General features: G+C 68.7%; 28 protein-coding genes. 14 read left to right on the top strand and 14 right to left on the bottom strand.

Annotated elements, in window-relative coordinates:
* Positions 1-368 precede the first annotated feature (368 nt).
* The gene (locus AB0I38_RS34885) at positions 369-620 is read right to left on the bottom strand and encodes a hypothetical protein (RefSeq protein WP_358490846.1); all 252 of its coding nucleotides are present in this window, start codon (positions 618-620) and stop codon (positions 369-371) included.
* Positions 621-917: 297 nt separating this feature from the next.
* Positions 918-1,097: a hypothetical protein gene (locus AB0I38_RS34880; RefSeq protein ID WP_358490841.1), complete on the bottom strand. Its 180-nt coding sequence runs from the start codon at positions 1,095-1,097 to the stop codon at positions 918-920.
* Positions 1,098-1,399: 302 nt separating this feature from the next.
* Here AB0I38_RS34880 and AB0I38_RS34875 point away from each other — a divergent pair, with 302 nt between their 5' ends.
* Complete coding sequence (locus AB0I38_RS34875; RefSeq protein WP_358490883.1) at positions 1,400-1,720, top strand: type II toxin-antitoxin system RelE/ParE family toxin; 321 nt, start codon at positions 1,400-1,402, stop codon at positions 1,718-1,720.
* Positions 1,721-1,775: 55 nt separating this feature from the next.
* Entirely contained in the window at positions 1,776-2,885 is a 1,110-nt protein-coding gene (locus AB0I38_RS34870) for an XRE family transcriptional regulator (RefSeq protein ID WP_358490837.1), read from the top strand.
* Between the two features lie 258 nt (positions 2,886-3,143).
* Here AB0I38_RS34870 and AB0I38_RS34865 read toward each other — a convergent pair whose 3' ends face one another.
* Complete coding sequence (locus AB0I38_RS34865) at positions 3,144-4,151, bottom strand: aldo/keto reductase (protein WP_358490832.1); 1,008 nt, start codon at positions 4,149-4,151, stop codon at positions 3,144-3,146.
* Between the two features lie 615 nt (positions 4,152-4,766).
* On the opposite strand from AB0I38_RS34865, the gene AB0I38_RS34860 reads away from it, so the two are divergent.
* A complete protein-coding gene (locus AB0I38_RS34860; RefSeq protein WP_358490827.1) occupies positions 4,767-5,849 on the top strand; it encodes a saccharopine dehydrogenase family protein in 1,083 nt (360 codons plus the stop codon).
* A 162-nt stretch (positions 5,850-6,011) separates the two neighbouring features.
* Here the strand turns inward: AB0I38_RS34860 and AB0I38_RS34855 are convergent, their stop codons facing one another.
* From AB0I38_RS34855 to AB0I38_RS34845, 3 genes are all read right to left on the bottom strand, one after another.
* On the bottom strand, positions 6,012-6,809 hold the full coding sequence (locus tag AB0I38_RS34855) for an SDR family oxidoreductase (RefSeq protein WP_358490821.1): 798 nt from the start codon (positions 6,807-6,809) through the stop codon (positions 6,012-6,014).
* Between the two features lie 127 nt (positions 6,810-6,936).
* On the bottom strand, positions 6,937-7,890 hold the full coding sequence (locus AB0I38_RS34850; RefSeq protein ID WP_358490818.1) for a hypothetical protein: 954 nt from the start codon (positions 7,888-7,890) through the stop codon (positions 6,937-6,939).
* A complete protein-coding gene (locus AB0I38_RS34845) occupies positions 7,887-8,219 on the bottom strand; it encodes a PadR family transcriptional regulator (RefSeq protein ID WP_358490815.1) in 333 nt (110 codons plus the stop codon). The genes AB0I38_RS34850 and AB0I38_RS34845 overlap by 4 nt, the downstream gene beginning before the upstream one ends.
* A 131-nt stretch (positions 8,220-8,350) precedes the next feature.
* On the opposite strand from AB0I38_RS34845, the gene AB0I38_RS34840 reads away from it, so the two are divergent.
* Positions 8,351-8,785, top strand: coding sequence for a methyltransferase domain-containing protein (locus AB0I38_RS34840; protein ID WP_358490810.1), 435 nt, complete (start codon positions 8,351-8,353; stop codon positions 8,783-8,785).
* A 122-nt stretch (positions 8,786-8,907) separates the two neighbouring features.
* On the opposite strand, the gene AB0I38_RS34835 is transcribed toward AB0I38_RS34840, so the two are convergent.
* The 3 genes from AB0I38_RS34835 to AB0I38_RS34825 are packed head-to-tail and all read right to left on the bottom strand — an operon-like array spanning position 8,908 to position 10,755.
* Positions 8,908-9,318, bottom strand: coding sequence for a DUF2000 domain-containing protein (locus AB0I38_RS34835; protein ID WP_358490805.1), 411 nt, complete (start codon positions 9,316-9,318; stop codon positions 8,908-8,910).
* Between the two features lie 50 nt (positions 9,319-9,368).
* The gene (locus AB0I38_RS34830) at positions 9,369-10,205 is read right to left on the bottom strand and encodes an SRPBCC family protein (RefSeq protein ID WP_358490801.1); all 837 of its coding nucleotides are present in this window, start codon (positions 10,203-10,205) and stop codon (positions 9,369-9,371) included.
* Entirely contained in the window at positions 10,198-10,755 is a 558-nt protein-coding gene (locus AB0I38_RS34825) for a helix-turn-helix domain-containing protein (RefSeq protein WP_358490797.1), read from the bottom strand. Before AB0I38_RS34825 ends, AB0I38_RS34830 begins: the two co-directional genes overlap by 8 nt.
* A gap of 60 nt (positions 10,756-10,815) precedes the next feature.
* On the opposite strand from AB0I38_RS34825, the gene AB0I38_RS34820 reads away from it, so the two are divergent.
* Positions 10,816-11,802, top strand: a complete 987-nt coding sequence (locus tag AB0I38_RS34820) for an AraC family transcriptional regulator (protein ID WP_358490792.1) — start codon at positions 10,816-10,818, stop codon at positions 11,800-11,802.
* A gap of 59 nt (positions 11,803-11,861) precedes the next feature.
* The gene (locus tag AB0I38_RS34815; protein ID WP_358490787.1) at positions 11,862-12,626 is read left to right on the top strand and encodes an alpha/beta fold hydrolase; all 765 of its coding nucleotides are present in this window, start codon (positions 11,862-11,864) and stop codon (positions 12,624-12,626) included.
* A gap of 133 nt (positions 12,627-12,759) precedes the next feature.
* Here the strand turns inward: AB0I38_RS34815 and AB0I38_RS34810 are convergent, their stop codons facing one another.
* A complete protein-coding gene (locus AB0I38_RS34810) occupies positions 12,760-13,779 on the bottom strand; it encodes a GDP-mannose 4,6-dehydratase (RefSeq protein WP_358490783.1) in 1,020 nt (339 codons plus the stop codon).
* A 259-nt stretch (positions 13,780-14,038) separates the two neighbouring features.
* On the opposite strand from AB0I38_RS34810, the gene AB0I38_RS34805 reads away from it, so the two are divergent.
* The 4 genes from AB0I38_RS34805 (at position 14,039) to AB0I38_RS34790 (ending at position 18,198) form a co-directional block, all read left to right on the top strand.
* On the top strand, positions 14,039-15,274 hold the full coding sequence (locus tag AB0I38_RS34805) for a glycosyltransferase family 4 protein (protein ID WP_436838807.1): 1,236 nt from the start codon (positions 14,039-14,041) through the stop codon (positions 15,272-15,274).
* A gap of 44 nt (positions 15,275-15,318) precedes the next feature.
* Positions 15,319-16,035, top strand: a complete 717-nt coding sequence (locus tag AB0I38_RS34800) for a class I SAM-dependent methyltransferase (protein ID WP_358490775.1) — start codon at positions 15,319-15,321, stop codon at positions 16,033-16,035.
* Positions 16,032-17,072, top strand: a complete 1,041-nt coding sequence (locus AB0I38_RS34795) for a prenyltransferase (protein ID WP_358490771.1) — start codon at positions 16,032-16,034, stop codon at positions 17,070-17,072. Before AB0I38_RS34800 ends, AB0I38_RS34795 begins: the two co-directional genes overlap by 4 nt.
* A gap of 103 nt (positions 17,073-17,175) precedes the next feature.
* Positions 17,176-18,198: a DUF1702 family protein gene (locus AB0I38_RS34790; protein WP_358490768.1), complete on the top strand. Its 1,023-nt coding sequence runs from the start codon at positions 17,176-17,178 to the stop codon at positions 18,196-18,198.
* Positions 18,199-18,263: 65 nt separating this feature from the next.
* Here AB0I38_RS34790 and AB0I38_RS34785 read toward each other — a convergent pair whose 3' ends face one another.
* On the bottom strand, positions 18,264-18,911 hold the full coding sequence (locus tag AB0I38_RS34785) for a class I SAM-dependent methyltransferase (protein WP_358490876.1): 648 nt from the start codon (positions 18,909-18,911) through the stop codon (positions 18,264-18,266).
* An 84-nt stretch (positions 18,912-18,995) separates the two neighbouring features.
* Here AB0I38_RS34785 and AB0I38_RS34780 point away from each other — a divergent pair, with 84 nt between their 5' ends.
* The 3 genes from AB0I38_RS34780 to AB0I38_RS34770 are packed head-to-tail and all read left to right on the top strand — an operon-like array spanning position 18,996 to position 20,739.
* A complete protein-coding gene (locus AB0I38_RS34780) occupies positions 18,996-19,448 on the top strand; it encodes a pyridoxamine 5'-phosphate oxidase family protein (RefSeq protein WP_358490765.1) in 453 nt (150 codons plus the stop codon).
* Positions 19,445-19,636, top strand: a complete 192-nt coding sequence (locus tag AB0I38_RS34775) for a ferredoxin (RefSeq protein WP_358490761.1) — start codon at positions 19,445-19,447, stop codon at positions 19,634-19,636. Before AB0I38_RS34780 ends, AB0I38_RS34775 begins: the two co-directional genes overlap by 4 nt.
* Positions 19,637-19,653: 17 nt before the next feature.
* Positions 19,654-20,739, top strand: coding sequence for a Zn-dependent alcohol dehydrogenase (locus AB0I38_RS34770; RefSeq protein WP_358490756.1), 1,086 nt, complete (start codon positions 19,654-19,656; stop codon positions 20,737-20,739).
* 35 nt (positions 20,740-20,774) lie between these two features.
* On the opposite strand, the gene AB0I38_RS34765 is transcribed toward AB0I38_RS34770, so the two are convergent.
* A complete protein-coding gene (locus tag AB0I38_RS34765; protein WP_358490750.1) occupies positions 20,775-21,566 on the bottom strand; it encodes a hypothetical protein in 792 nt (263 codons plus the stop codon).
* Between the two features lie 305 nt (positions 21,567-21,871).
* Here AB0I38_RS34765 and AB0I38_RS34760 point away from each other — a divergent pair, with 305 nt between their 5' ends.
* On the top strand, positions 21,872-22,339 hold the full coding sequence (locus tag AB0I38_RS34760; RefSeq protein ID WP_358490745.1) for a TipAS antibiotic-recognition domain-containing protein: 468 nt from the start codon (positions 21,872-21,874) through the stop codon (positions 22,337-22,339).
* A gap of 15 nt (positions 22,340-22,354) precedes the next feature.
* Here AB0I38_RS34760 and AB0I38_RS34755 read toward each other — a convergent pair whose 3' ends face one another.
* Together AB0I38_RS34755 and AB0I38_RS34750 are read right to left on the bottom strand one after the other, a co-directional pair.
* A complete protein-coding gene (locus AB0I38_RS34755; protein ID WP_358490741.1) occupies positions 22,355-22,729 on the bottom strand; it encodes a type II toxin-antitoxin system death-on-curing family toxin in 375 nt (124 codons plus the stop codon).
* On the bottom strand, positions 22,726-22,929 hold the full coding sequence (locus AB0I38_RS34750) for a CopG family transcriptional regulator (protein WP_358490737.1): 204 nt from the start codon (positions 22,927-22,929) through the stop codon (positions 22,726-22,728). Before AB0I38_RS34750 ends, AB0I38_RS34755 begins: the two co-directional genes overlap by 4 nt.
* Between the last annotated feature and the right edge of the window lie 71 nt (positions 22,930-23,000).

Raw genomic sequence — 23,000 nt, 5'->3', positions numbered from 1 at the left:
CAGATCGTAGGTGAGGCACAAGGTCACTCGCAGACCATCGCCGATACACCCACAGTCACGCTGGCGAACGACTTAAAGATCTACCGATGTAGTACCAGTATGGGAGTTCCTACGATCGGACCCTGAGGGATCTACTTCTCGGCGAGCACTCGGTCGAGCACGGAAGCTGCGATTGATGCGGACAGCGCAAAGCCCGGGTTCCCGTCAATTCCGGCGGTAAGCCCGGGCTCACTTCCTCTCCCCCTCCAGGGGGCGGCCAGGGAAGAATAACCCTCAGACACCCGTTCGCACATCGCTTTCCGTCATTCTTCCGTGACTCTGCGGCACTTGGCCACCAAGGGGTGCGGCCGCCGGCAAGTGGGGCGGAGCTAGAACAACGGCGGACGCGGCCACCCGGCCCTCCAGTTGGCCGGGCACGCCTGCTCCGCGATGCTCTCCTGCTCCGCGATGATCTGGCACAACTTCGCCAGGTCGTCGGCGTCGACCGTACGATGCGCGCCCGCATCCTCAACGGCCCGGGGAAACGGCCGCTCGCGTGTCGCCCACAACCGCCCGGCGCCGCTGCGCAGGATCCGCCACCCGGCGAAAACCGGAGGAGCGGCGGCTGCCCAGCTCGCCAAGGAGACAGAGCATCGCGAGATCGCCTCGTGGTGTCTGGAGACGGAGGCGTGGCAGGTCCTGACCGAAGGCGACTTCGGGCGAACCTTGACCCTTGCCCAGGCGGCGCAATGAGTCGCGCCCAGGGGCAGCTCGGCGTGCATCCAGGCGACCGCGCAGGAGGGCCGGGCTTGGGCACGCCTCGGTGCGGCTCGGGAGGTCCACGAGGCGCTGAACCGGGTAGTGCGGCTCGTCGCACCGCTGCACACCCCCGACCGGCCCGAACATCACTACCGGTACGATCCCGCCAAGTCCGACGCCTACACCGCGACCACCTTGTCCTGGCTCGGCGATCCGTCGGCCGTGCCGTACTCCCGAGGAGTCTGGCCCGGCTGGAGTCGACGACCGACGGCCCGCCACGGCCACGCAGGGCCGTGGCCGCACGACTCGACCTGGCTCTCGCACTCCTGGCCGCCGATCAGCCCGACGAGGCGGGACACCTGACTCTCTCCGCGATGACCAGCGGCCTTCTCGTTCCCTCCAACTACTGGCGGGCCGCCGAGGTAGTCAGAGTCCTGGAAACAAGGCGTCCGAGGCCGCAGAACTGCGCGAGGCGTACCGCGAGCTGTGCCGCCGTGGCGTTCAGCCTCTTTGACATTTGCTAGGAATCAACTTCACTTACTTCACTCTTCGCAATAATTTGGACACAAAGCGTGCGCATTCCTCGGTCATCTCGGTTACAGTGACGCCATCTTTACCCACTAGGTAAATCTCGCAGGTGGGAGGCACGGGTGGGTTGGAGGTGTATTACGAGGATGCGAAGTTCGAGAAGAGGTGTGAGTCCGACAGAGAGCGGCGCCGACACTTCGGTCATGACCGAGCCATCGCATTGGCGAAGCGCATTAAGCACTTCAAGCAGGCCGAGACGCTCGATGACATCCGTGCTTTTGGCGGCCGATGTGAGGAGCTGAAGGGAGGCCGGAAGGGCCAGTTGTCCGTCCGAGTCGACGCCAACTACCGGCTCATCTTCGCGCCTGTGGAGTGGGTCACGGACGATCAGGGCGCTCTCGATTGGACAGCTGTAACGGAGATCGTGCTGGTCGAGATCGTCGACTACCACTGATGCCGACACAGCAGGCTGAACTACAAGCGGTACAACAGCGTGAGGAGGGAGACCAATGGCCAGGGCCGAGACCACGCGTACCCTGTATGCGTCCGGAGACCTCGACTACGCGGTGCCGCCGGGGGAAACCCTGCGGGAGCTTCTCGAAGAGAAGGGAATGACTCAGCGCGAGCTCGCCGAGCGTGTCGGGTTGTCCCCGAAGCATGTCAATCAGCTGATCAACGGCCTCGTACGTCTCACGCCCGAGGTAGCGGAATCGCTGGAAAGGGTGGTCGGGACGCCAGCCAGACTTTGGAACCGGCTTGAGGCGGACTACCAGTCGACACTGGTACGCCTTCGCTCCGCGAGAGATCTGGAGCAACACGTCGACTGGCTCAACGAACTTCCGGTGTCCGAACTGGTGGAGCGCAATATTCTCCCGGAGGAGCCGAGCAACAAGATTTCGCGTATCGATCAGCTTCTCGCGTTCTTCACTGTGGCCTCGGTAGACGTGTGGCGCGAGCTGTACGAGCAGCCGGCGGCGTGCGCGTTCAGGAAGTCCAAGGTTCAGGACTCGAAGCTCGGCCCCCTCTCCACGTGGCTGCGCCTCGGTGAGATCGAGGCGCAGCAAATGCCCTGTGCCGCCTTCGACTCGACGTCTCTCAAGGCGTCTCTTCCTGAACTGCGGGCTCTTACCCTGCTGCCCGCCCAGGAGTTCCGACCGCGGCTGCAGAAGATCTGCTCTGCAAGGGGTGTCGCCGTCGTCTTCATCGAGGAGGTCAAGGGCGCGCGCGTGAGCGGTGTCACCCGCAAGATCGGAACCAAGCGCGTGATCCAGCTCAGCCAGCGATACCGCACTGATGATCAGCTCTGGTTCAGCTTCTTCCACGAGATCCATCACGTTCTGAACGGTGACGACGAGATGCGTATCGAGATCGCGGGGAGGACCGACACCGACGACCCGATAGAGCTGGAAGCGGACCGGTTCTCAGCGGACACCCTCATCCCGCCTCAGTACGGTTCCCGACTGGCTGAGCTGACTTCGAAGGCCGAAGTACGAGCCTTCGCCCGGGAGATCGGAATCGCTCCGGGGATAGTCGTGGGACGCCTGCAACGAGAGAACCCGCGGTGGCCCTACAGCAAGGGAAACGACCTCAAGCGCAAGCTGGACCTGCTCGACACGTAGTAACAACCGGCACGAGCCGGGAAGGCTCTGTGCCGCCCGACCCTTGATGACGTCCTCGCCAAGCTGCCTGATAGCGACGCCCTCAACCCGATCCCGGCCCGGACGGGGCGGAGCATCGGAATGAGCACCATCGCCGATCTGTCCGCGAGAGTCCCTCGTCTGCGCCTGGCTGACGACGTGCTGGCCGGCTCGGCTCCCTGGCCTACCAACTCGACGTTGCGATACCGCCCGAGGAGACCTTGGTGGTCCAGTCCCTGATCAGGCGCCGGCGGTGTCGAGGCGGGTGAATTGCTCGTCGGTGAGCTTGACGTCGAGTGCGGGCAAGGCCGCCTCGAACTGCTGGAGAGTACGCGGGCCGATCAGCGGCACGATCGCCGGCGAGTTCTGGTGCATCAGCCACGCCAGGACCAGCGTGTTCGGGGTTACGCCGACCTCGGCGGCCACCTCCACGGCCGCGGTGAGCCGGGCGTCGGCGTCCGGGCCCAGGTACGGCTCCATCGCCCCATGGCCCCGGCGCTTTTCCGGGTCGTCGTAGATGCCCTTGAGGATCGGAGAGTAGGCGACGAGGGTCAGGTCGTCGTGTGCTCGCAGGTAGTCGAGTTGCTCGTCGTCCACGATGGAAACGTGCTGGTGCCCTGCCCGGCGCCGCAGGTAGGAGTGCTGCTGTTGGAGCGCGACCGGCGCCGGCCAGCCGTGCTGGGCGCACAACTGGCGGATTCGCTCCATCCGCCAGGTCCGCACGTTGGACCATCCGATGTAGCGGGCCTTGCCGGCCTGGACGATGCCGGCGAGCGCCTCCAGCGTCTCCTCCAGTGGCGTGGTCCGATCGTCCACGTGCACGTAGTACAGGTCGACATGGTCTGTGCCGAGCCGGCGCAGGCTGCCGTCGATCGCCTCGCGCAGGGTCGTCGCCCCGGCCCCGACGAACGTCCTGTAGGCGACCTCCCAGTCCGGTTGGCCGCCGGACCAGACCGCATCCAGGTCGCGCGGAACGGCGCTGCCCTTGGTGGTCAGGAACACCTCCTCGCGCCGTCCGGTCCGGGCCAGCCAGCGGCCGATCAGCTCCTCGCTGTGACCGCCGTAACTGCCCCGCTCCTCCCACCAGGCGTAGCAGTCGGCGGTGTCCAGAACGTTGCCACCGGCCTCGACATACCGGTCCAGGATCGCGACGGCCTCGTCCTCCGGTGTGACGGTACCCATGATCATGCATCCCAGGGCGAGCCGACTGACCTGCTCGCCGGTACGGCCAAGCTCCACGATCTTCACGTGACTCTCTCCTTCCTCACCGCATGGAGCGGCGCACGGTGGTGCGCGCTTTCCGGCGCTGCCTACGTGCCGCGTGAGCAGGGCCGGCCGGTCAACTGGTTCGAGCGGGGCGTCCGGCGCATCTCAAGAACGCCAGCCCATTGCGCGATCGCATGGTGACCACTGCCCGCCGGTTGCCGCAGGCGAGCCGGGCGATCTCCGCATTCCCGTCTCGGGCATGCCATCGACGCTAGAAGCTGGAGCGCGCTCCAGGTCAAGCCCAGCATGTTCGCAGCACATGGCCTGGCGCTACCAGCGCACCGCACTCATGAGCATTTTTCGCAGATCTTCCCTGCCGGTGAACCCGCATTCTCGGCTCTTCTCAGCTGTCGATCATCGAGTCGCAGTCGGCGGGCCCATCTGCCTGGAAGACCACGGAGGGTGTTGAAGGCCCTCGCGCGCCTGGCTCACCGCCATCTGTCCGGCGGCGGTCGGCCGTACGCCGCGGGGCACGCGCCGGAACAGGCTCACGCCGAGCTTGCGCTCAGACGGTGATGCGAGCCATGCGCGTGACTCATACATGAGATGCCGAAGTCTCAGTTGTGTCCATGGCACTCCGTTCCGGATGCTGGTGGGGTGCTTCCAGAGAACGGGACGAACATCGTCATCCTGGGCGGATATGGCGCGGTAGGCAGGGCGGCCGCGTCAACCCTGGGCCAGTGGTTCCCCGGCCGCGTGGTGGTGGCCGGACGCGATCCGACACGCGGGGCGGGCCTCGCGCGAACCGGTGCCGTGAAGGTGGTGCGCGCCGACGTGAACGATCCCGCGGACGTGGATCGCCTGCTGCGGGACGCGGCCGTCGTGGTGATGTGCGTGGAACGTGCGAACGCCCGGGTGGCGCGCGCCTGCCTGGAGCGGGGCGTGCACTACGTCGATGTGAGCGCCTCGCTGCCGGTGCTGGAGTCGATTGCCGCGCTCGACGGACTCGCGGCACGGCACGGCGCGACTGCCGTGCTGAGCGTGGGCGTCGCCCCCGGCTTGACGAACCTGCTGGCACGGCACTGCATGGATCGGCTCCCGTCGGCACGGGCCGTGGATCTCAGCCTGATGCTCGGCCTGGGTGGCGAGCACGGGGCCGACTCAGTGGACTGGGTCGTGCGTCATCTCGCCGAACCGGCCGCCCGGGGTCGGCACCGGGCGAGAACGGCGCGGGTGCGGCTCGGGGACGCCGGGACGCGCATCGTCCATCCGTTTCCCTTCTCCGACCAGTTCACGATCGCCGAGTCCCTGAAGGTGCGGGCGACCACCCGCATCTGCTTCGACTCCCGGCTGGTGACCTCGGCCGTGTTCGCCCTGCGCCGCGCGCGGGCCTTCTCCCTGGTACGCCGCCTGGGTGCCGGGCCGCTCGCCGCCTCGGCTCTGTCCCGGCTGCACTTCGGATCCGATCGGTTCGTCGTCCATGCCGTGGCGTCGGATGGAGCGGGCGACGCGGTATGGAGCACGATCACGGGCCGCGAGACCTGCAACGCCACCGGTGTCATCACGGCGTACGTCGTCAAGGCCGTGTTCGACGACGCCGCCCCGCACGGCGTGGTGCACATCGACAGCTTCCTCGACCCCGGCCACCTGCTCGGCGAGCTGACCCGGCATCACATGACAGTGCGTCACAGCGCGACGGGCACGTCCCCGCATACGGCAGTCACAGAAATGGAGACCTGAGCATGCGTCGGCCCAGGTCGGCGGTGAAGCGGATGAGGCGGTGCCCCCGACCAGGGCGGAACGCGTGGTCGGCTCCTCGACGAGAGCGGCGACCAGCACCACATCCGTAGATCGCGGGTAACGGGTCGCCTCGCGCTTGACGCAGAGGGCGCTGGCTCTCTTTCAGAGGGCGGCGGTGCGGAAGCCGCCGTTGCTGAAGAGGTGCTGGCCGTTGATCCACTGGCCCTGCGGGGAGCAGAGGAAGGCGACGAGGTTGGCCGGTTCCTCGGGGCCGGCGAGCCGCCCCGCGGGCGTCTGCTCGCGCGCGGCAACGCGGATCTCGTCCGTCATCCATCCGGTGTCGATGGGGCCGGGATTGATGATGTTGGCGCGGACGCCAAGATGGGCGAACTCGTGGGCGGCGGCGAGGGTGATACGGTCCAGGGCGCCTTTGCTGGCGCCGTAGGGGAGGTTGCCGACGACGTGGTCGCTGGTGAAGGCGATGATGCGCCCGGGGACGGCATCGTCGGTCGTCCCCGCGAAGCGCCGCCCGTACTCACGGATGAGTAGCCACGGGGCACGGGCGTTGACGGCGAAGTGCCGGTCGAAGCTGTCCACGGTCGTGGTCAGGAGGTTCAGGTCACGCTGTTCGCAGTGGCACATCACCAGAGCCCTGACGGGCCCGAGGTCCCTCTCGACGGAGTCGAAGACGGCCGCTGGGGCGGCCGGATCTGCGAGGTCCGCCTCCACAGCGGTGTGCCGGGCGCCCAGGCCGTCCAAGTCGTGACCGAGCGCGATGGGCGCATCGGGCTCGGGCTCCCAGGGCTGCTCGTCGTCGTAGGGCCGCCAGTAGGTGAACGCGATGTCCCAGCCGGTCTCGGCGAGGCGGCGGGCCACGGCGGCGCCGATGTTGACGGTGCGTCCGCCCGCACCGGTGATGAGGGCGACGGGTCGGGACCTGGTGGGCTTCGTGTTCGGCATGAGATGGGATCATCGTCCACCCCGGCCATCGCCTCAACCGCATTTCAGCCAGCGGGGCCGCACGGATTCGCCTGCGGCGACACCACGCACAGGGCCTGCCAGAGGATCCAGACGCCCTGCCGGCCGATCACGCCCGCGCGCAAGGTCCGTGCCCACGAGCGAAAGGATCACGTCCGGCCTGCCTGCGCGCGAGCATCGTCCCAATGGCGAAAGCGCTGAGCACGCAGCCGAGCTGCGCAAGGGCGATAGAGGTGGGCAGGGCAGGGAGTTTCCCAAGGTCGCCCAGCGCCGCTACGGGCAGGAACAGCAGCAGTGACGCGCGCCGTCCCACTACGGACCCTGCCGCGTATCCCGCTGCCGCTGCCATGAAGATGAGCCACGGCACAGGTTTCCAGAGTGCGATCTCATGGTTGGTGGCCATGTCGAGCACGTGCCTGCCGACCTTGCCGGCGGCCAGCCCGATCAGGCCGAACGGCATCCAGAGCATGAGTGTGCGCCGGGAGATGAGCGACATGCCCTTGCGGGCCGGACTGGTGAAGGCGACGGCGACCGCCACCGCTTGCGCCAGGAGAGGCAGGCTGACGTTCGGTAGCGCCAGGGACAGGGGAAAGGGCGATCCGCCTAGGTACAGCATGAAAGCGAGTGCACCCAGTGTGGCGATCCCCCGGTGGCGGAGCGCGACCGCGAGCACGGGCAGGGCGAAGACGATGATCGGTCGAGCCCAGTACAGGAGCGACCACGGCTCTTGCGTCCAGTGGTGAAGCAGGCCCTGCCCGATGCTCGGTGCCAGCGACATGACCTGGCGGGCCAGCGTGTCGGTCAGGACGAGAAGAGGCCACAGCGCCATGCCCGCGGCCACGGCGTCCCGCCAGGCAGGCGCCGACACCGTACCGAAGGCCCGCCGGCAGTGCATGCGAACCGCGCCTGCCAGCAGATCGGCCGTGTCGGCGATGTGCGGGCGGCTCTGTCCGGGCCGTGATCCAGCCAGCAGTACGCCGATCATGTCTTCCTCATGCCGCGTGCGATGATCGTGCGGATAGCAGGCAAGGAGCCGCCGGTATCGGGCTTCAAGGGAGGTCACGCCGTTCCTCCGAGGCCGGCGGCACGCAGCCGCGTGGAAGCCGCTCGCGCGTGACGGCGCATCCGCTCGGCCTCCGCCGCCAGCCGGGTCGCCCCGTCATCGGTCAGCTTGTAGTACCGCCGGACCCTGCCGTCCACGATCTCCTCACGGTCCTCGGTGATGAGGCCCTCTTCCTGCAGTCGGTCGAAGGCGGCGTAGAGGGTTCCGGCGCGCAACCGTACCCGGCCCTCGGAGATCTGTTCGACGTCGGCGATGAGGCCATACCCATGTTGAGGGCCGGCGGCGAGCGCGGTGAGGATCAGGAAAGTGGGTTCCTGCATCGATCTCATTCGATCACTATATATCGATGATCTTTCTATCAGGCACCTGATCGACAACACCCGATGCGAACGCGGAACGCCTCAGCCGCGCCCAGGTTCGAGAAGCTCGCACGGGCCGCCCGTCATTTAGTCTTCCGCTCATGCCGCCACGTCTGTCACCCCGCCTCGCCGCGATCGTGAACGCGCTTCCCCTTCAACCGCACTCACGTGTCCTCGAAATCGGGTGCGGCCCTGGGGCGGCCGCACGAGCGGTCGCAGCCCTGCTCACCACCGGCCACATCCTGGCCATCGACAGATCCGCCACCGCCATCGCCCAGGCCGAAGCGGCCGCGATGGACGAAATCACGTCCGGCCGCATGAGCGTCCGCCAGAGCGCGGGCGAAGACTTCGTCCTGCAGGCTCACGAAGAGCCGTACGACATCGTGTTCGCCGTCCGGGTCGGAGCCCTCGACGGGCGACATCCCGAGGATGGCCAGCGGGTGCTCCAGCGCATCGCCGCGGCGACCACGCCAGAGGCCCGGCTTTTCATCGACGGTGGCGATCCGCTTCGTGAACTACCCATCCCGCGGGCTTAAGCCGACCGGGTCGCTGCAACGGGGCTCAGGTGGCGGAACAGCGGCGATCGGCGTGCCGGTTCGGGGAGCAGCACACGACGCCATAGGTGACGAAACGTCCGCCGCGCAGCCAGATGCCCCCGTCAAGGATGTAGCGACAGCCCCTTGAGCACCTTGTCGACCGCGTTCCTGGGCCCGTGCACGGCCAGTCCAGCGAGTTGCAGGTCCGCCGCCTCGACCGCGCGCACCGCGGCCCGGTTGTCCTCGTCGTGGCCCGTCTTGAACATCTCGTCGATGTAGACCGCCACGTCGAACCCCCTGGCCACCGCCTTCTCGCGGACGCGGCCGAGCGCCTCGGCGTCGGCCGCGTAGACGAGCACCGGCTGGCGGATCATCGGCAGATAGCCGTTGCCGGAGGCGTCGGCGTAGGGCTCGCCCATGGTCTCGGGCACCCCGCCGGCCACCGCGCCGGCCAGGAAGGCGGTGACGTTGAGCCGCTGCCAGACGGCCAGGTCCTCGCGGACCACGATGCCGATCTTCGTGTCGAAACGCATGCGGCCAGCCTCCCGTCTCCGCCTCCGCCGGGTCTTGAACGCTGGTGCGCCTACTGCAGCCAGACGGGCTGCCAGTCGGGCACCTCGTGGAAGCGGCGCAGCTCGGCCAGCCCGGACAGGATGCCGGCCCAGGCGGCGAACGGAGGCTGCGCCCCGTCGAAACCGCTCTGCATCAGCGTGAGCCGGGTCTTGCCGCCGGACCCCTCCAGCTCCCAGGTGCCGACCCCGGAGTCGCCCCAGTCGACCGAGAGCTTGCGGCCGGGCTCCAGCTCCAGGATCTTCGCCGGGTCGGGGTTGTCGAACCCGCCCATCGCGTAGCGCCCGCCGACGTGCGGCTCGATCGCGATGGGGAAGCCGAACCAGCGGGTGACCGAGTCCGAGTCGATCAGCGAATCGAATACCTTGTCCGGCGTCGCGTCGATCAGGACCTCCGCCAGCAGGTCTGTCTTACCGGTGAAGTCGATCTTCGGCGTGAGCTCGCGGCCCTCGAAGTGCTCGACCAGGTTGGCCAGCGTCAGGTACCAGAAGGTCTGCAGGACGCCGCGGATGCTCGTGCCGGCCAGGGCCTCCTGGTGGTCGTAGTCGCTCTGCGACAGCGTGACGATCGTCGCCGACGGCCCGTCCTCCTCTACGGCGAACTCGGTGGTGGCCTCCACCCCGCCGAGCGTCCAGGCGAAGCGCACCGTACGGTCGTCAGCGTGCAGCAGCCGTTGGTGCGGCGCGTCGCCCTCGGGGGTGTAGCGGCCCCAGAACTCGTAACGGCCCGGCAGCTCGACCTCGGCTTTCTCGGCCAGCCAGATCCGCATGGCCGCGGGGTCGGTCAGCGCGTGGCGCACCTCCTTGACCGGCGCGTGGATGCGGGCACGGATGATCGTCGGCTCAGTCATGCGCTTCTCCCTTGGGGTAGCAGGCGACGGCGAGCTTGAAGGCGTCTCCCTCGGCTCCGCCGTATCTCGTGAACAGGTCCTGCAGCATGGCGTGCAGGTCGTTGAGGAACTCCTGGCGGTGCTCCGCCAGGACGTGGATCTCCCCGGACAGCCCGATCGAGGGCAGCTCGGGGGCGGTGCGGTCGAGCGCGGCGATGTCGGCCTGGACCTCTTCCATCAGGTCCAGCAGGTAGCCCAGGCTCAGCTCGTCCCGCGCCTTGCGCAGCCCGATCCGGCCCACCAGGCGCGGCGACAGCCAGTAGGCACGGGCCGCGGCCTGGTAGATGCCTTCGTGGATGCCGCGCACCTTGCGCTCCGACACCAGGTCGACCAGACCCGCGTCGACCAGCCGTTTGACGTGGTAGTAGACCCGTTGCGGCGTCTGCCCGAGCTGCTGTGCCACCTCGGTGCAGGTGCGCGGCTCGGCCAGCTGCCGCAGCACTTCGACGCGTTGCGGCTTGAGCAGGGCCTCGGCCTGCTCGATCTCTTCCAAGTACAGGACGTCTCTCATCGCAAAAACAACCCTTTACGTAAAACGAGCTTTTGTCAATGGGGGCGGCACAATGACAGGGTGACGGATGACTGGTCCCGCTACTGGCGCTCCCCCGACCAGCGCGTCGAGGCCATGTACGCCCACTTCGAGCGGCACGTCTACCATCGCCACAGCCACGAGACCTACTCCTTCGGCGTGACGGATGAGGGCGCCCAGGCGTTCACCTGCCGCGGCTCGGCCCACACCAGCGCGGCGGGCATGGTGATGGCGTTCAACCCCGACGACCCGCACGACGGCCACTCCGCGACGGCCACGGGATTCACCTACCGGATGGTCCACCTCCGCACCGACCTGGTGTCGGACCTGCTCGCCGACCTCACCGCCCGGCGCGCGGGCCTGCCGCTCTTCGCCGCCCCGGTGCTCGACGACCCGGCGCTCGCGCGCTCGCTGCGCGCCCTGCACACCGCCCTGTGCGGCACTCCCTCGGGCAGCACTCTTTCGGGCAGCACTCTTTCGGGCAGCACTCTTTCGGGCAGCGTTCCTGTGGGCGGCGCTCCTGTGGGCGGTGCTCCGGACAACGGCCCGCCCGCCATCCGGCCGGCCGGCGTCCCGGCGCTGCGCCGCGACGAGCAGCTCGCCGCCACGGTCTCCGCGATGGTACGGCGAGCCGCCACGGCCCCGGTCGTCCGGCCGGCAGGGCTCCCCGGCTCGGCCCGCGTCGCCCAGCGGACCCGGCAGCTCCTGCACGAGCGCCACCTGGACGACCTGACCATCGACGACCTGGTCGAAGCCACGGGCGCCAGCCGCTTCACGATCTACCGGGCCTTCCGCACCGCATACGGGATGGCCCCCAGCGACTACCAGCGCCAGCTGCGGCTGCGCGCGGCCCAGCGCCTGATCGCGGACGGCCTGCCGCTCGGCGAGATCGCGGCGCGCACCGGGTTCGCCGACCAGAGCCACCTGACCCGCTGGTTCACCCGCTACTTCGGCCTCACCCCGGGCGCCTACCGCCAGGCCACCGGCACCGCCACAAAGCCGTTGGGGCGGGCCGCCGGCGTGCGATGAGTTTCCGGCCGCCGCACCGTATCAATGCCGGAGACCCACACGACAAGGGAAAGGGCGGCATGATGGCCGACTACATCGATGTGAACGGCGTGCGCACCTGGTACGACGAGCGCGGCGCGGGCGACCCGCTGGTGCTCCTCCATGGGGGCCTGACCGACAGCCGTGACTTCAACGGCAACCTCGACGCGCTGGCCGAGCGGTTCCGGCTCCTGCTACCCGAGCGCAGGGGCCACGGGCACACCCCTGACGTGCCGGGCCCGTTCGCCATGGACGCGTTCGCGGACGACACCGCGGCGTTCATCGAGAAGACCGTCGGCGGTCCCGTGCGGCTGGCCGGATACAGCGCCGGAGCGATCGTGGCGCTGTGGACCGCCGTGCGCCGCCCCGACCTGGTCGAGCGGCTCGTCCTGATCAGCGGCGCATTCGATCCGGAGGGGATGATCCTGCGGCCGAGCACTGACGCTCCGCCTCCTGCGCCGCTGGTCTCCGCCTATGCCGAAGTGTCACCGGACGGGGCGGACCACTTCCCCGTCGTGCTGGCGAAGGCGGTCCGGTCGGTGGATGAGGACCGGCCACTGGCCCCGGACGAGCTGGCCGCCATCACCTGCCCCGTGCTGGTCATGGCCGCCGACGATGACATCATCACCCTGGAGCACACGCTGCGGATGTACCGGGCGCTTCCCGCAGCGCAGCTCGCCATCGTGCCGCAGACCTCTCACCTGCTTCTGCACGAGAGGCCCGAGCTGTGCACCCGGCTGGTCGGCGACTTCCTGACCGGGGAGCCGGCTCCCACCTGGATGCCGATCCGCCGATCCGCGGGCTAGGGCTGGACGAGCCGCAGGCGGGCGCCGTAGCGGCGGCCCGCCACGTGCGGGTCAGCGGGCGTCCCCCTGGAGGCCCTCAGCACCGTGCGGCGTCTGGCGTGCCCTTGGCGGTGCCGTAAAGAGAGGTATTGATCTAAGGCCAGGAACCGTCGCCAGGGTCGCCGCCGTCGGTGAGCAGGCGCAGATCCGACTCGACCATCATCGCGACCAGCTCCTCGAACGACACCGTGGGCTCCCAGCCGAGCTGCACCCTGGCCTTCTTGGGGTCGGCGCAGAGCAGGTCGACCTCGGCGGGCCGGTGCAGGCCCTGGTCGGTGACGACGTACCTCTCCCAGTCGAGCCCGGCGGCGGTGAAGGCCGCCTCCACCAGCTCGCGGACCGACTTCATCCGGCCGGTGCCGATCACGTAGTCCTCGGGCTTCTCGGCCCGCAGCATGAGGTGCATGGCCCGGACGTAGTCGCCCGCGAAGCCCCAGTCGCGCCGGGCCTCCAGGTTGCCCAGGCGCAGCTCGCCGGCCAGGCCGAGCTTGATGCGGGCCACGCCGAGCGACACCTTGCGGGTGACGAACTCGGCGCCGCGCCGCGGCGACTCGTGGTTGAACAGGATCCCGGAGACCGCGTACATGCCGTAGGACTCGCGGTAGTTCTGGGTGAGGAAGTGGCCGTACGCCTTGGCCACCCCGTACGGCGAGCGGGGATGGAAGGCGGTGCTCTCGGTCTGGGGCGTCTCGCTGACCTGGCCGAACATCTCAGATGACGAAGCCTGATAAAAGCGGATCTGGCCGTTGGGCGAGCCGCCCCGCGACACACCCGAGCACACCCGGATCGCCTCCAGCATGCGCAGCACGCCCATCCCGGTGACCTCGGCGGTCAGCTCCGCCTGCTCCCACGACATCGGCACGAACGAGATCGCCCCGAGGTTGTAGACCTCGTCCGGCTGCGCCCGCTCCACCGCCGAGATCAGCGATCCTTGGTCGAGCAGGTCGCCCCGGACCACCTTCATGTCGGCCAGCAGCTTGCGCATCCGCGACACTCGTGGATTGGCCTGTCCTCGCGCCAGCCCCCAGACCTCATATCCCTGACCGAGCAGGTGCTCGGCCAGATAGGAACCGTCTTGGCCGGTGATGCCGGTGATCAGAGCGCGCCTGGCCAACGGGGTCCTCCCCTTATCACTAACCGCCTCCATTGGGACCGGAATGTACAGCTAAGCGCCTTGTCACAGCACCTCGTCAAACTGGAACACGTTCTACCGAATATCGCTCGGTCATGCCAACATCGCAGATCGCACGGTGTGCGGGGCAGGGTAGGAACAATTCCATCCGACCTACCGAATGGTAGCCTTCTCGGACTAAGGTCATCTTTCACGGTACACGCCCGACTCCGGGTGCTACCGGAGTCGGAAAGGGGTGTCCGTGAGCGACGCGCTGCGGATCGCGCTGCTGTCCTACCGCAGCAAGCCCACCTGCGGCGGGCAGGGCGTCTACCTCCGCCACCTGAGCCGCGAGCTGGTGGCTCTCGGGCACCACGTCGAGGTGTTCTCCGGCCAGCCCTATCCCGAGCTCGACGAGGGCGTGATCCTCAACAAGGTGCCGAGCCTCGACCTCTATCGCGACGAGGACCCGTTCCGGACCCCTAAGCCCGGCGAGTTCCGCGACTGGATCGACTGCCTGGAGGTCGCCACCATGTGGACCGCCGGCTTCCCCGAGCCGCTGACGTTCACCCTGCGCGCCCGCCGCGAGCTGAGCAAGCGCGTGGGCGACTTCGACGTCGTCCAGGACAACCAGACCCTCGGCTACGGCCTGCTCGGCATCCAGAAGCTGTTCCCCGTGGTCGGCACCATCCACCACCCGATCAGCGTCGACCGCCGCATCGAGCTGGAGGCGGCCAAGGGCGTCAAGAAGCTGACCATGCGCCGGTGGTACGGGTTCGTGAAGATGCAGGCCAAGGTCGCGCCCCGGCTCAACCCGATCCTGACGGTCAGCGAGTCATCGCTGGCCGACATCCACCGCGACTTCAACGTGCCGCAGGCCAACATGCGGCTGATCCCGCTCGGCGTCGACACCCGCTACTTCCACCCGCGTCCCGACAAGCCCCGCCGCAGGGGCTCGATCGTGGCCGTGGCCAGCGCCGACTCACCGATGAAAGGCGTCGCCACCCTGCTGCGGGCCGTGGCCAAGCTGGCCACCGAGCGCGACGTCAACCTCACCGTGGTCAGCAAGCCCACCCCTGGCGGCCCCACCGAGCAGCTGGTCAAGGAGCTCTCGCTGGAGGACCGGGTCCGCTTCGTGCACGGCATCTCCGACGACGAGCTGGGCGAGCTGATCGCCACCTCAGAGGTCTCGGTCGTGCCGTCGCTCTACGAGGGCTTCTCGCTGCCCGCTGTCGAGCACATGGCCTGCGCCACACCCCTGGTCGCCAGCCGTACGGGAGCACTGCCGGAAGTGGTCGGCGACGCCGCGATCCAGGTGAACCCGGGCGACGCCGAGGAGCTGGCGTCGGTGCTGCGCCGCCTGCACGACTCCCCCGAGGAGCGAGAGCGGGTGGGCAAGGCCGGATACGACCGGGTCATGGAACGCTACACCTGGCACGTCGTCGCGAAGAAGACCGTCGAGGCCTATCGCGAGGCCATCGCGGCCCGCCGCCCCTGATGAGCCCCCGATGAGCCCCCGATGAGAACGAGGAGACCTGTCTAGTGCTGACCGTGGACTTCGCCCGGCTGCCCGTCGGACCCGGCGTGCGCGTGCTCGACCTCGGCTGCGGCGGCGGCCGGCACGCCTTCGAGGTGCTGCGCCGCGGGGCCGACGTCGTCGCCTTCGACATGGACAAGTCGGAGCTGGACGACGTGGCGGCCATGTTCGTGGCGATGGACAAGGGCGGCGAGGTGCCGCTCGGCGCGACCGGCGAGACCGTCCAGGGCACCGCGCTGGACATGCCGTTCGAGGACGACGGCTTCGACCGGGTGATCGCCGCCGAGGTGCTGGAGCACATCCCCGACGACATGGCCGCGATGCGGGAGATCTTCCGGGTGCTCAAGCCGGGCGGCACCGCCGCGATCACCGTGCCGAGCTTCCTGCCGGAGCGCATCTGCTGGGCGCTGGACGAGGACTATCACACCGCCCCCGGCGGACACGTCCGGATCTACACGCTGGCCGAGCTGTCGGCGAAGCTGAAGTCCACCGGCTTCGAGATCGGCCCCCACCACCACGCGCACGGCCTGCACGCGCCCTACTGGTGGATCAAGTGCGCGGTCGGCGTCAACAACGACAACCACCCGCTCGCCAAGGCCTACCACGAGCTGCTCGTCTGGGACATCATGAAGCGCCCGGCCGCGACCCGGATCGCCGAGACCCTGCTCAACCCGGTCATCGGCAAGAGCGTGGTGCTGTACGTCAGGAAGCCCGCGGCGTGATCGGTCGCGACGAGATCGTCCAGACGGCACTGAGCATCGCGGCGATCCAGCAGGACGACGGCGGCATCCCCTGGCCCGAGGGTCACGTCGACGCGTGGAACCACATCGAGTGCCTGATGGCCATGAGCGTGGCCGGGCTGGACGAGCCCGTCCGCCGGGGCTACGACTACCTGGCCGCCCACCAGCGCGACGACGGTTCGTGGCCGATGAAGCTGGTCGACGGCGTCGCCGTGGAGCGCGGCGGCGAGTCCAACCACGCCGCCTACATCGCGGCCGGCGTCTGGCACCACCACCTCGTCACGGGCGACGAGGCGCTGACCAAGCAGCGCTGGCCGCTGGTCAAGGCGGCCCTGGACTACGTGGTGGGGCTGCAGACCGAGCGCGGCGAGATCGTGTGGGAGCGCGACGCCCAGGGCCGTGCCTCGTCCTACGCGCTGCTCACCGGCTGCTCCTCGATCCACCAGGGGCTGCGCTGCGGCGTGCTGCTGGCCGACCACCTGGGCGACCCGCAGCCGCACTGGGAGCTGGCCGCCGACCGCCTGGCGCACGTGCTGTCGGCCCATCCCGAGGCGTTCGCCGACAAGAGCCGCTACTCGATGGACTGGTACTACCCCGTGCTCGGCGGCGCCGTGCGCGGCGCCCAGGCGTTCGAGCTGCTCGATCGCGAGTGGTCGACGTTCGTGGTGCCGGGGCTCGGCATCCGCTGCGTGTCGGACCAGCCGTGGGTGACCGGCGCCGAGACGTGCGAGCTGGTGCTGGCCCTCGACGCGCTGGGCGACCGCGAGCGGGCGGTCCGGCTCTTCGCCGACATGCAGCACCTGCGTCACGAGGACGGCTCCTACTGGACGGGCTGGCAGTTCGCCAACCGCAAGCACTTCCCGTACGAGCGCTCCGGCTACACCGCCGCCGCGGTCATCCTGGCCGCCGACGCGCTGCAGGGCCTGTCCGACGGCGCCGCGCTGTTCCGGGCACTCGCCGCGCCGTCCGTCTCGCCCTCCGACCCCGACCTCTGCGGCTGCACCCCCGCGCGCACCTGACGACCGCCCCGCCGTACGAGAACGCAAGGGGTTTTGCGGGTTCTTTGCCGGGAAGGGCGGAGCGGCTCCTCCGGCGTTCGGAATGGGGTGACTAGCTTCGGGTGTGGCCGTACGAGGCGTCTTCGGGGGAAGCGTGGGCGACACGGGCACAACAGCGTTCTTGCACCAGGACAGGACCGAACCGACTCTGAGCCAGGCTCGCGGCTGGCGAAGGCTGCTGGCCCGCGAGGAGCACGAGGCGGATCTCGGGCGGCGGAGGTTCGTCCTCAGACACGGACCGGCGGGAATGATCATCGAAGACGCCGAGAAGTCCTACCTGTTCGGTTTCAACGCGGTCGTCTCGCAGGAGCTCGGCAAGATCGAGGAGCTGCCGCCGAGGCAGCGGGCCTTCGGCTACGAGGGCGCCGGCGCCGCCTGCACCGCGCTCGACCTCCTCACTCTGACCCGGGGCCGGCGGCTGCACGAGCTGCTGGCCGGCCCCGCCGCGCACCACCAGTACGCCGTCCACCTCGGCGCCGGCCGGGGCTACGCGCTGCTGCGCCTGCGGCCGGTCCGCCGGGCCAAGCGGTCGCATCCGCTGCTGCGCTGGCTGGCCGTCGACGGCTACGGGTTCCAGCGCGGCCTCGACCACACCGACCGGATGGTGGGCGAGCGGGCCATGCCCGACCTGCCGACCAGGGCCTTCTGCGGGACCTTCGACCAGGGGCTGGGCCGGCTGCTCTGGTATCACGACTGCGCCTCGCCCGGCGACGTGGCGGCCCGCATCTCCGCCTACCCGGCGGGCCGGCGGGCGGACCTGTGGAGCGGCGCCGGGTTCGCCGCGACCCGCGTGGGCGGCGCCGGCCCCGAGGACCTGGAGCGGCTGGCCGAACACGCGGGAGCGGACGGCTTCCGGGCCCACCTGGCGCAGGGGTGCGCGTTCGCCGCGGCCACCGGACTGTGGGCGAGCCCGCCGCCCGAGCACGTGGAGCAGGCCGTGCGGGCCCTGACCGGGACCGAGCCCGGCGAGGCCGCCTCATGGGTGGACGACGCGCTCACGGCCCTCGGCCACGACCCGCACACCCACGACGACTTCCTGGCCTGGCAGGCCGGCACCCGCCGCGCCTGGGCCGGACGGCACGGCTGAGCGCACCAGCGCTCGACGATCCAGCGGCGCAACGAACCGGCCGGCCGCGCCCCGACCAGCTCAGCTCAACGAACCGGCCGGGTGCCGATGCCGGGCGCCACGCGTTCCAGCACGCGCAGCGACCCCTCCACCGACACCTCCTTGAACGCCCCCGACTCCAGGGCGCGCAGGTAGACCCGGTAGGGCGCCTGCCCCCCGGCGGCCGGGTCGGGGTAGATGTCGTGGAAGACCAGCGCCCCGCCCTCCACGACGTGCGGCGCCCAGCCCTCGTAGTCGCGCGTCACCGGGTCCTCGGAGTGACCGCCGTCGATGAACAGCAGGCCGAGCGGGGTCGCCCAGAGCCCGGCCACCTGCTCCGACCGGCCGACGATCGCGATCACCTCGTCCTCCAGCCCGGCCGCCGCGATCGTGCCGCGGAACGCCGGCAGGGAGTCCATCTTGCCGAAACGCGGATCGACCAGCGTCGGGTCGTGGTGGGCCCAGCCCGGCTGGATCTCCTCCGAACCGCGATGGTGGTCGACGGTGACGACCACGGATCCGATCTGCCGGGCGGCCGCGCCGAGGTAGACGGCCGACTTGCCGCAGTAGCTGCCGATCTCGCAGATCGGGCCGCGCCCGCCGTATCTCAGCGCGGCCTCGAACAGGGCGATGCCTTCCTTCGGCGGCATGAACCCCTTGGCGTGCTCGGCTGCGTACAGCAGTTCAGGCGGCATCGTCATGGCATTGACCCTAACGGAACCGAACAACATTCCAGGGCCCTCTTGCCCGGCTTTATGCAACCTGTTCTACTTGGCAGCGTGAATCAGCGCGCTCGCATTTCGATGTCCGAGGAAGCCGTCACCGCGTTCCTGGAGGGGTCTCGCAAGCTGCAGCTCGCGACCATCAACCCCGACGGCACGCCGCACCTGGTGACCATGTTCTACGGGCTCGACGAGGGACGCATCGCCTTCTGGACGTACGAGAAGTCGCAGAAGACGCGCAACCTGGAGCGCGACCCGCGGGTGAGCTGCCTCATCGAGGCCGGCGACGACTACGCGGAGCTCCGGGGCGTCCTGGTGTACGGCGAGGCCAAGCGCGTGGACGACCGCGAGCGCGTGCTGGCCATCGGCCTGGGGGTCGCCCGCAGGATGACCCCCGGCGTGGCGGACGAGCTGCTGCTGCCGTACGTCGAGCAGACCGGTCGCAAGCGGGTCGCATTCGTCGTGGAGCGCACCAAAGTGGTCTCATGGGACCACAGGAGGCTCACATGAAAGTCATAGTTGACGAGTTGGTGTGCGAGGCCAACGCCGTGTGCATGGGGCTCGCACCCGAGGTGTTCGATGTGGACGACGACGACCAGCTCCACATCCTGCTGCCCGAGCCACCACCCGAAATGCTCGACCGCGTCAGGCACGCGGTCCGATCCTGCCCCAAAGCCGCACTTTCCCTAGAGGAATAGCTGGAGGAGGAACCCCCATGCGCGCCGCCCTTCTGCACGCCGTAGGCGACGACAAGCTGGACATCCGCGACGACGTCACGCTGGCCCCGGTCGGGCCCACCGACGTCCGCGTGCGGATCAAGGCGACCGGCGTCTGCCATTCGGACCTCTCGGCCATGACCGGCGTGCTGCCGCAGCCCGTTCCGCTGGTCCCCGGGCACGAGGGGGCGGGCGAGGTGGTGGAGGTCGGCGACCACGTCACCACCGTCCAGCCGGGCGACCACGTGGTCATCAGCTGGCGCCCGGCCTGCCAGGAGTGCGACCTGTGCGTGGGCGGCCAGCCGTTCCTCTGCATGAAGTACGTGATCGAGTCGTTCAGCAAGGGCAACTTCCGCTTCGGCGGTGACACCACGGCGTTCGGCATGGCCGGCTGCGGCACCTGGGCCGAGGAGATCGTCGTCCCCTGGCAGGGCGTGGTCAAGATCGACGCGGACGTGCCCTGGGAGGTGGGGGCGCTGATCGGCTGCGGCATCACCACCGGTGTCGGGGCCGCCATCAACACCGCCCGGGTCCGGCCCGGCTCCACGGTCGCGGTCATCGGCTGCGGCGGCGTCGGCCTCTCGGTCATCCAGGGCGCCCGCGTCTCCGGCGCCCGGACGATCCTCGCGATCGACCCGCTGACGTCCAAGCACGAGCTGGCCAAGAAGGTCGGCGCCACCCACGCCGTCACCCCCGACGACGTGCCCGGCGCGCTGGCCGAGCTGACCGGCGGCAGCGGCTTCGACTACGGGTTCGAGGTCGTCGGCAAGTCGGCCACCATCCAGAGCGCCTGGCAGGTCACCCGGGCGGGCGGCGACGTCATCGTGGTCGGCGCGGGCGCGATGGACGACATGGTGTCGATCTCCGCCTTCAGCCTGCTCTTCGAGGGCAAGAACCTGCTCTCCAGCCTGTACGGCGAGGCCGACGTGCGGCACGACTTCCCCTACTTCGCCAACCTCTACAAGGCCGGCAAGCTGGACCTGGAGTCGATGATCAGCTCCCGCATCCGGCTCGGCGACCTCAACGACGCCGTGGCCGCCCTCAAGAGCGGCGAAGTGCTCCGCCAGATCGTCATCATGGACTGACCCCGGGCAATACCAGGACGCCTCCGGAGCCGCCCTCAGCCTTGGCCTTCGAAGTCGGGGTGGCAGGAAATGAGGAAAGCGAACGCTCCGGTGGCGTCCTTGGTCCGGTAGAAATCCACCATCGTGACGTTGAACTCCTGGCGACGAGCCGCGGGGACACTGATGGCGTCCATGCCATGCGACATCAGATGTCCGTTCATCATCGACCGGCCCGTTCGCTTGTCACCGTCGAAGTAAAACCGCTGCAGCGCGGCGAACAGGAAGTACGCGATCGCCTGTGTGAGGGGCGAGTCGATCTCCGTCTGGATGGCCATCACACCACGAGTGAAGATGCGTCGGAGATTCTCACCGCCCGGCTCGGTGGACGGAGGGATGTACCGGCCATGCTCGCCGAGGCTGACCCCAGGTGTCAGGGTTTCCCTGCCCTCCCCACGGAAGTGGCCGGACTCCAAGGCCTCCTCACGGGCGATGAGCAGTTGGAAGTGGTCAGAAATCGGCTTGTCCAGCCGGAACTCTCCAGCCTTCACCACTCTGACGAGCTCTCTCGCGGCTTCGGCGAGGTTGACCACCTGGCGCTCGTCGCTGAGTTTGCGTCCCCCGACCGTGATCCCCTCCATCAGGGTCTGCACCTCCGGGTACGTGAACGGATTGCCCTCCAGAACGGCCGCGTCCCACACGAACTCCGGCAACGCGCGCTGGTATCGCCAGACGGCTCGCGCGACCGAGTGCACGCCCACGTCGTGTGCCAGCGGAACGTGCGCCCACCTGAAACCCAGTGCGTCAGTCAACTGCTCCGCCATCATCCGTCCCCAAGCCTCGAACCCCATGTGATGCGTAACAGAGCCCATCGTGCCAAAACTCGGTTCAGGTGTTCACCGCTGTGGCCGAGCCGGCACCACTCGCCTGGGTGGTGTTTCGCGCGTGTCCCATCGGGTGCCGGCCAGGCGGCGTTCGGTCAACGTGAGCAGGTCGAAGATCTCGCGAGCGAAAGTCGCGCAGCCCGTGGCGCCTCTCATCAGGAAGCACAGCCGGGTGAGGGCGATGATGTCCGTCCAGGAGTCGTTGGCCGGGAACGTACACTCCCCGGCCGCGGGCTTGAGTCTCCTGTAACAGGAGACTGTACGGTCGGCGCATGAGTGACAAGAAGATCCAGTCCCCGCTCACCGACGAGGAGAAGCGAGAAGTCTGGGGCGAGTGGACCGATCAGGAAGACGAGTACCTCGACGAGGTGGAGCGGCGGTGGGGCGACTCCACCGCGTACGCGCAGTCCGCGAAGCGTGTCGCGGTCTACGGCAAGGAGCAGTGGAAGCAGATCAACCGCGACAACGCGGAGATCGAGACGCGAATCCGCGAGCTGATGGACGCCGGCGCCGACCCGTCGAGCGAGGCGGCGATGGACGTGGCCGAGGCGCAGCGGCAGCACATCGCCCGCTGGTTCTACGACATGACGCACGAGTTCCACGTACAGAAGAGTCTGCTCTATGTGGAGGACCCGCGTTTCCGGGCGGGTATCGAGGCGAACACGCGGCCGGGCGCGGCGGAGTGGCTACAGGAAGCGATCAAGGCCAACGCCGCCCGCACCGCCGAGGCATCGCCTTGATCTGTTCGCCGACCTTCACCCACGCAGCTTGCGGAGCCGCTGCGCCAGGTCGGGAATGTCCTCCAACTCCCCCATCGTCACGGCGATGACCACTCTTTCGGCTTCGTCCACGTCCCGGTACTCGAGGATCTCCCCGTTGTCCTCCAGGAAGGCGACGGCCGCCGCCCAGCCGAGCCTCATGTTGCCGTCCACCAGCGGATGCCCGATCAGAATGCTCTGCATCAGGGCCGCCGCCTTCTCCCACAGGTCGGGATAGGCGTCGTCACCGAACACGTTGGTCTGCGGACGGAGCACCGCGGCATGTAGTTGGCCACCATCGCGGAGGACTACCTGCGGTAGCACCGCCTCGGCCAAAGCCAGAAGGTCCTCGATGGTCGGATAGGTGGTCATCGAGCGAGCCGCTCGAGCAGCTCCCGGTCTCGCTCGGCTATCTTCCGGCCCATCGCCTGGTAGCGTTCCCGCCTTCGCCGGGCGATGTACTCCTCAATGGCGACCACCATCGCCGAGTTGATGCTCTGCTCGTCACCGCTGGCGATCTGCTTGATCTGCTCGTACGTCTCATCAGGCAGCCGAAGCCGTGTTTCAGCCATACAATCGACGGTACCACTTTATGGTACCAGCCGAACCCGCGTGCTCCCGCTCCATGCTGGAGGTCACCGCA

It is taken from the genome of Nonomuraea cavernae, from assembly GCF_040655715.1.
Lineage (GTDB): Bacteria > Actinomycetota > Actinomycetes > Streptosporangiales > Streptosporangiaceae > Nonomuraea > Nonomuraea cavernae_A.
The sequence above is the reverse complement of the archived record's forward strand: the minus strand, read 5'-3'. Positions and strand labels throughout refer to the sequence as shown.

Coding starts and splice junctions, on each gene's coding strand:
- AB0I38_RS34870 (WP_358490837.1), top strand. CDS start 1,776: ATGGCCAGGGCCGAGACCACGCGTACCCTGTATGCGTCCGGAGACCTC.
- AB0I38_RS34855 (WP_358490821.1), bottom strand. CDS start 6,809: ATGCCGAACACGAAGCCCACCAGGTCCCGACCCGTCGCCCTCATCACC.
- AB0I38_RS34845 (WP_358490815.1), bottom strand. CDS start 8,219: ATGAGATCGATGCAGGAACCCACTTTCCTGATCCTCACCGCGCTCGCC.
- AB0I38_RS34840 (WP_358490810.1), top strand. CDS start 8,351: ATGCCGCCACGTCTGTCACCCCGCCTCGCCGCGATCGTGAACGCGCTT.
- AB0I38_RS34835 (WP_358490805.1), bottom strand. CDS start 9,318: ATGCGTTTCGACACGAAGATCGGCATCGTGGTCCGCGAGGACCTGGCC.
- AB0I38_RS34830 (WP_358490801.1), bottom strand. CDS start 10,205: ATGACTGAGCCGACGATCATCCGTGCCCGCATCCACGCGCCGGTCAAG.
- AB0I38_RS34825 (WP_358490797.1), bottom strand. CDS start 10,755: ATGAGAGACGTCCTGTACTTGGAAGAGATCGAGCAGGCCGAGGCCCTG.
- AB0I38_RS34815 (WP_358490787.1), top strand. CDS start 11,862: ATGATGGCCGACTACATCGATGTGAACGGCGTGCGCACCTGGTACGAC.
- AB0I38_RS34785 (WP_358490876.1), bottom strand. CDS start 18,911: ATGCCGCCTGAACTGCTGTACGCAGCCGAGCACGCCAAGGGGTTCATG.
- AB0I38_RS34775 (WP_358490761.1), top strand. CDS start 19,445: ATGAAAGTCATAGTTGACGAGTTGGTGTGCGAGGCCAACGCCGTGTGC.
- AB0I38_RS34770 (WP_358490756.1), top strand. CDS start 19,654: ATGCGCGCCGCCCTTCTGCACGCCGTAGGCGACGACAAGCTGGACATC.
- AB0I38_RS34765 (WP_358490750.1), bottom strand. CDS start 21,566: ATGGGGTTCGAGGCTTGGGGACGGATGATGGCGGAGCAGTTGACTGAC.
- AB0I38_RS34760 (WP_358490745.1), top strand. CDS start 21,872: ATGAGTGACAAGAAGATCCAGTCCCCGCTCACCGACGAGGAGAAGCGA.
- AB0I38_RS34755 (WP_358490741.1), bottom strand. CDS start 22,729: ATGACCACCTATCCGACCATCGAGGACCTTCTGGCTTTGGCCGAGGCG.
- AB0I38_RS34750 (WP_358490737.1), bottom strand. CDS start 22,929: ATGGCTGAAACACGGCTTCGGCTGCCTGATGAGACGTACGAGCAGATC.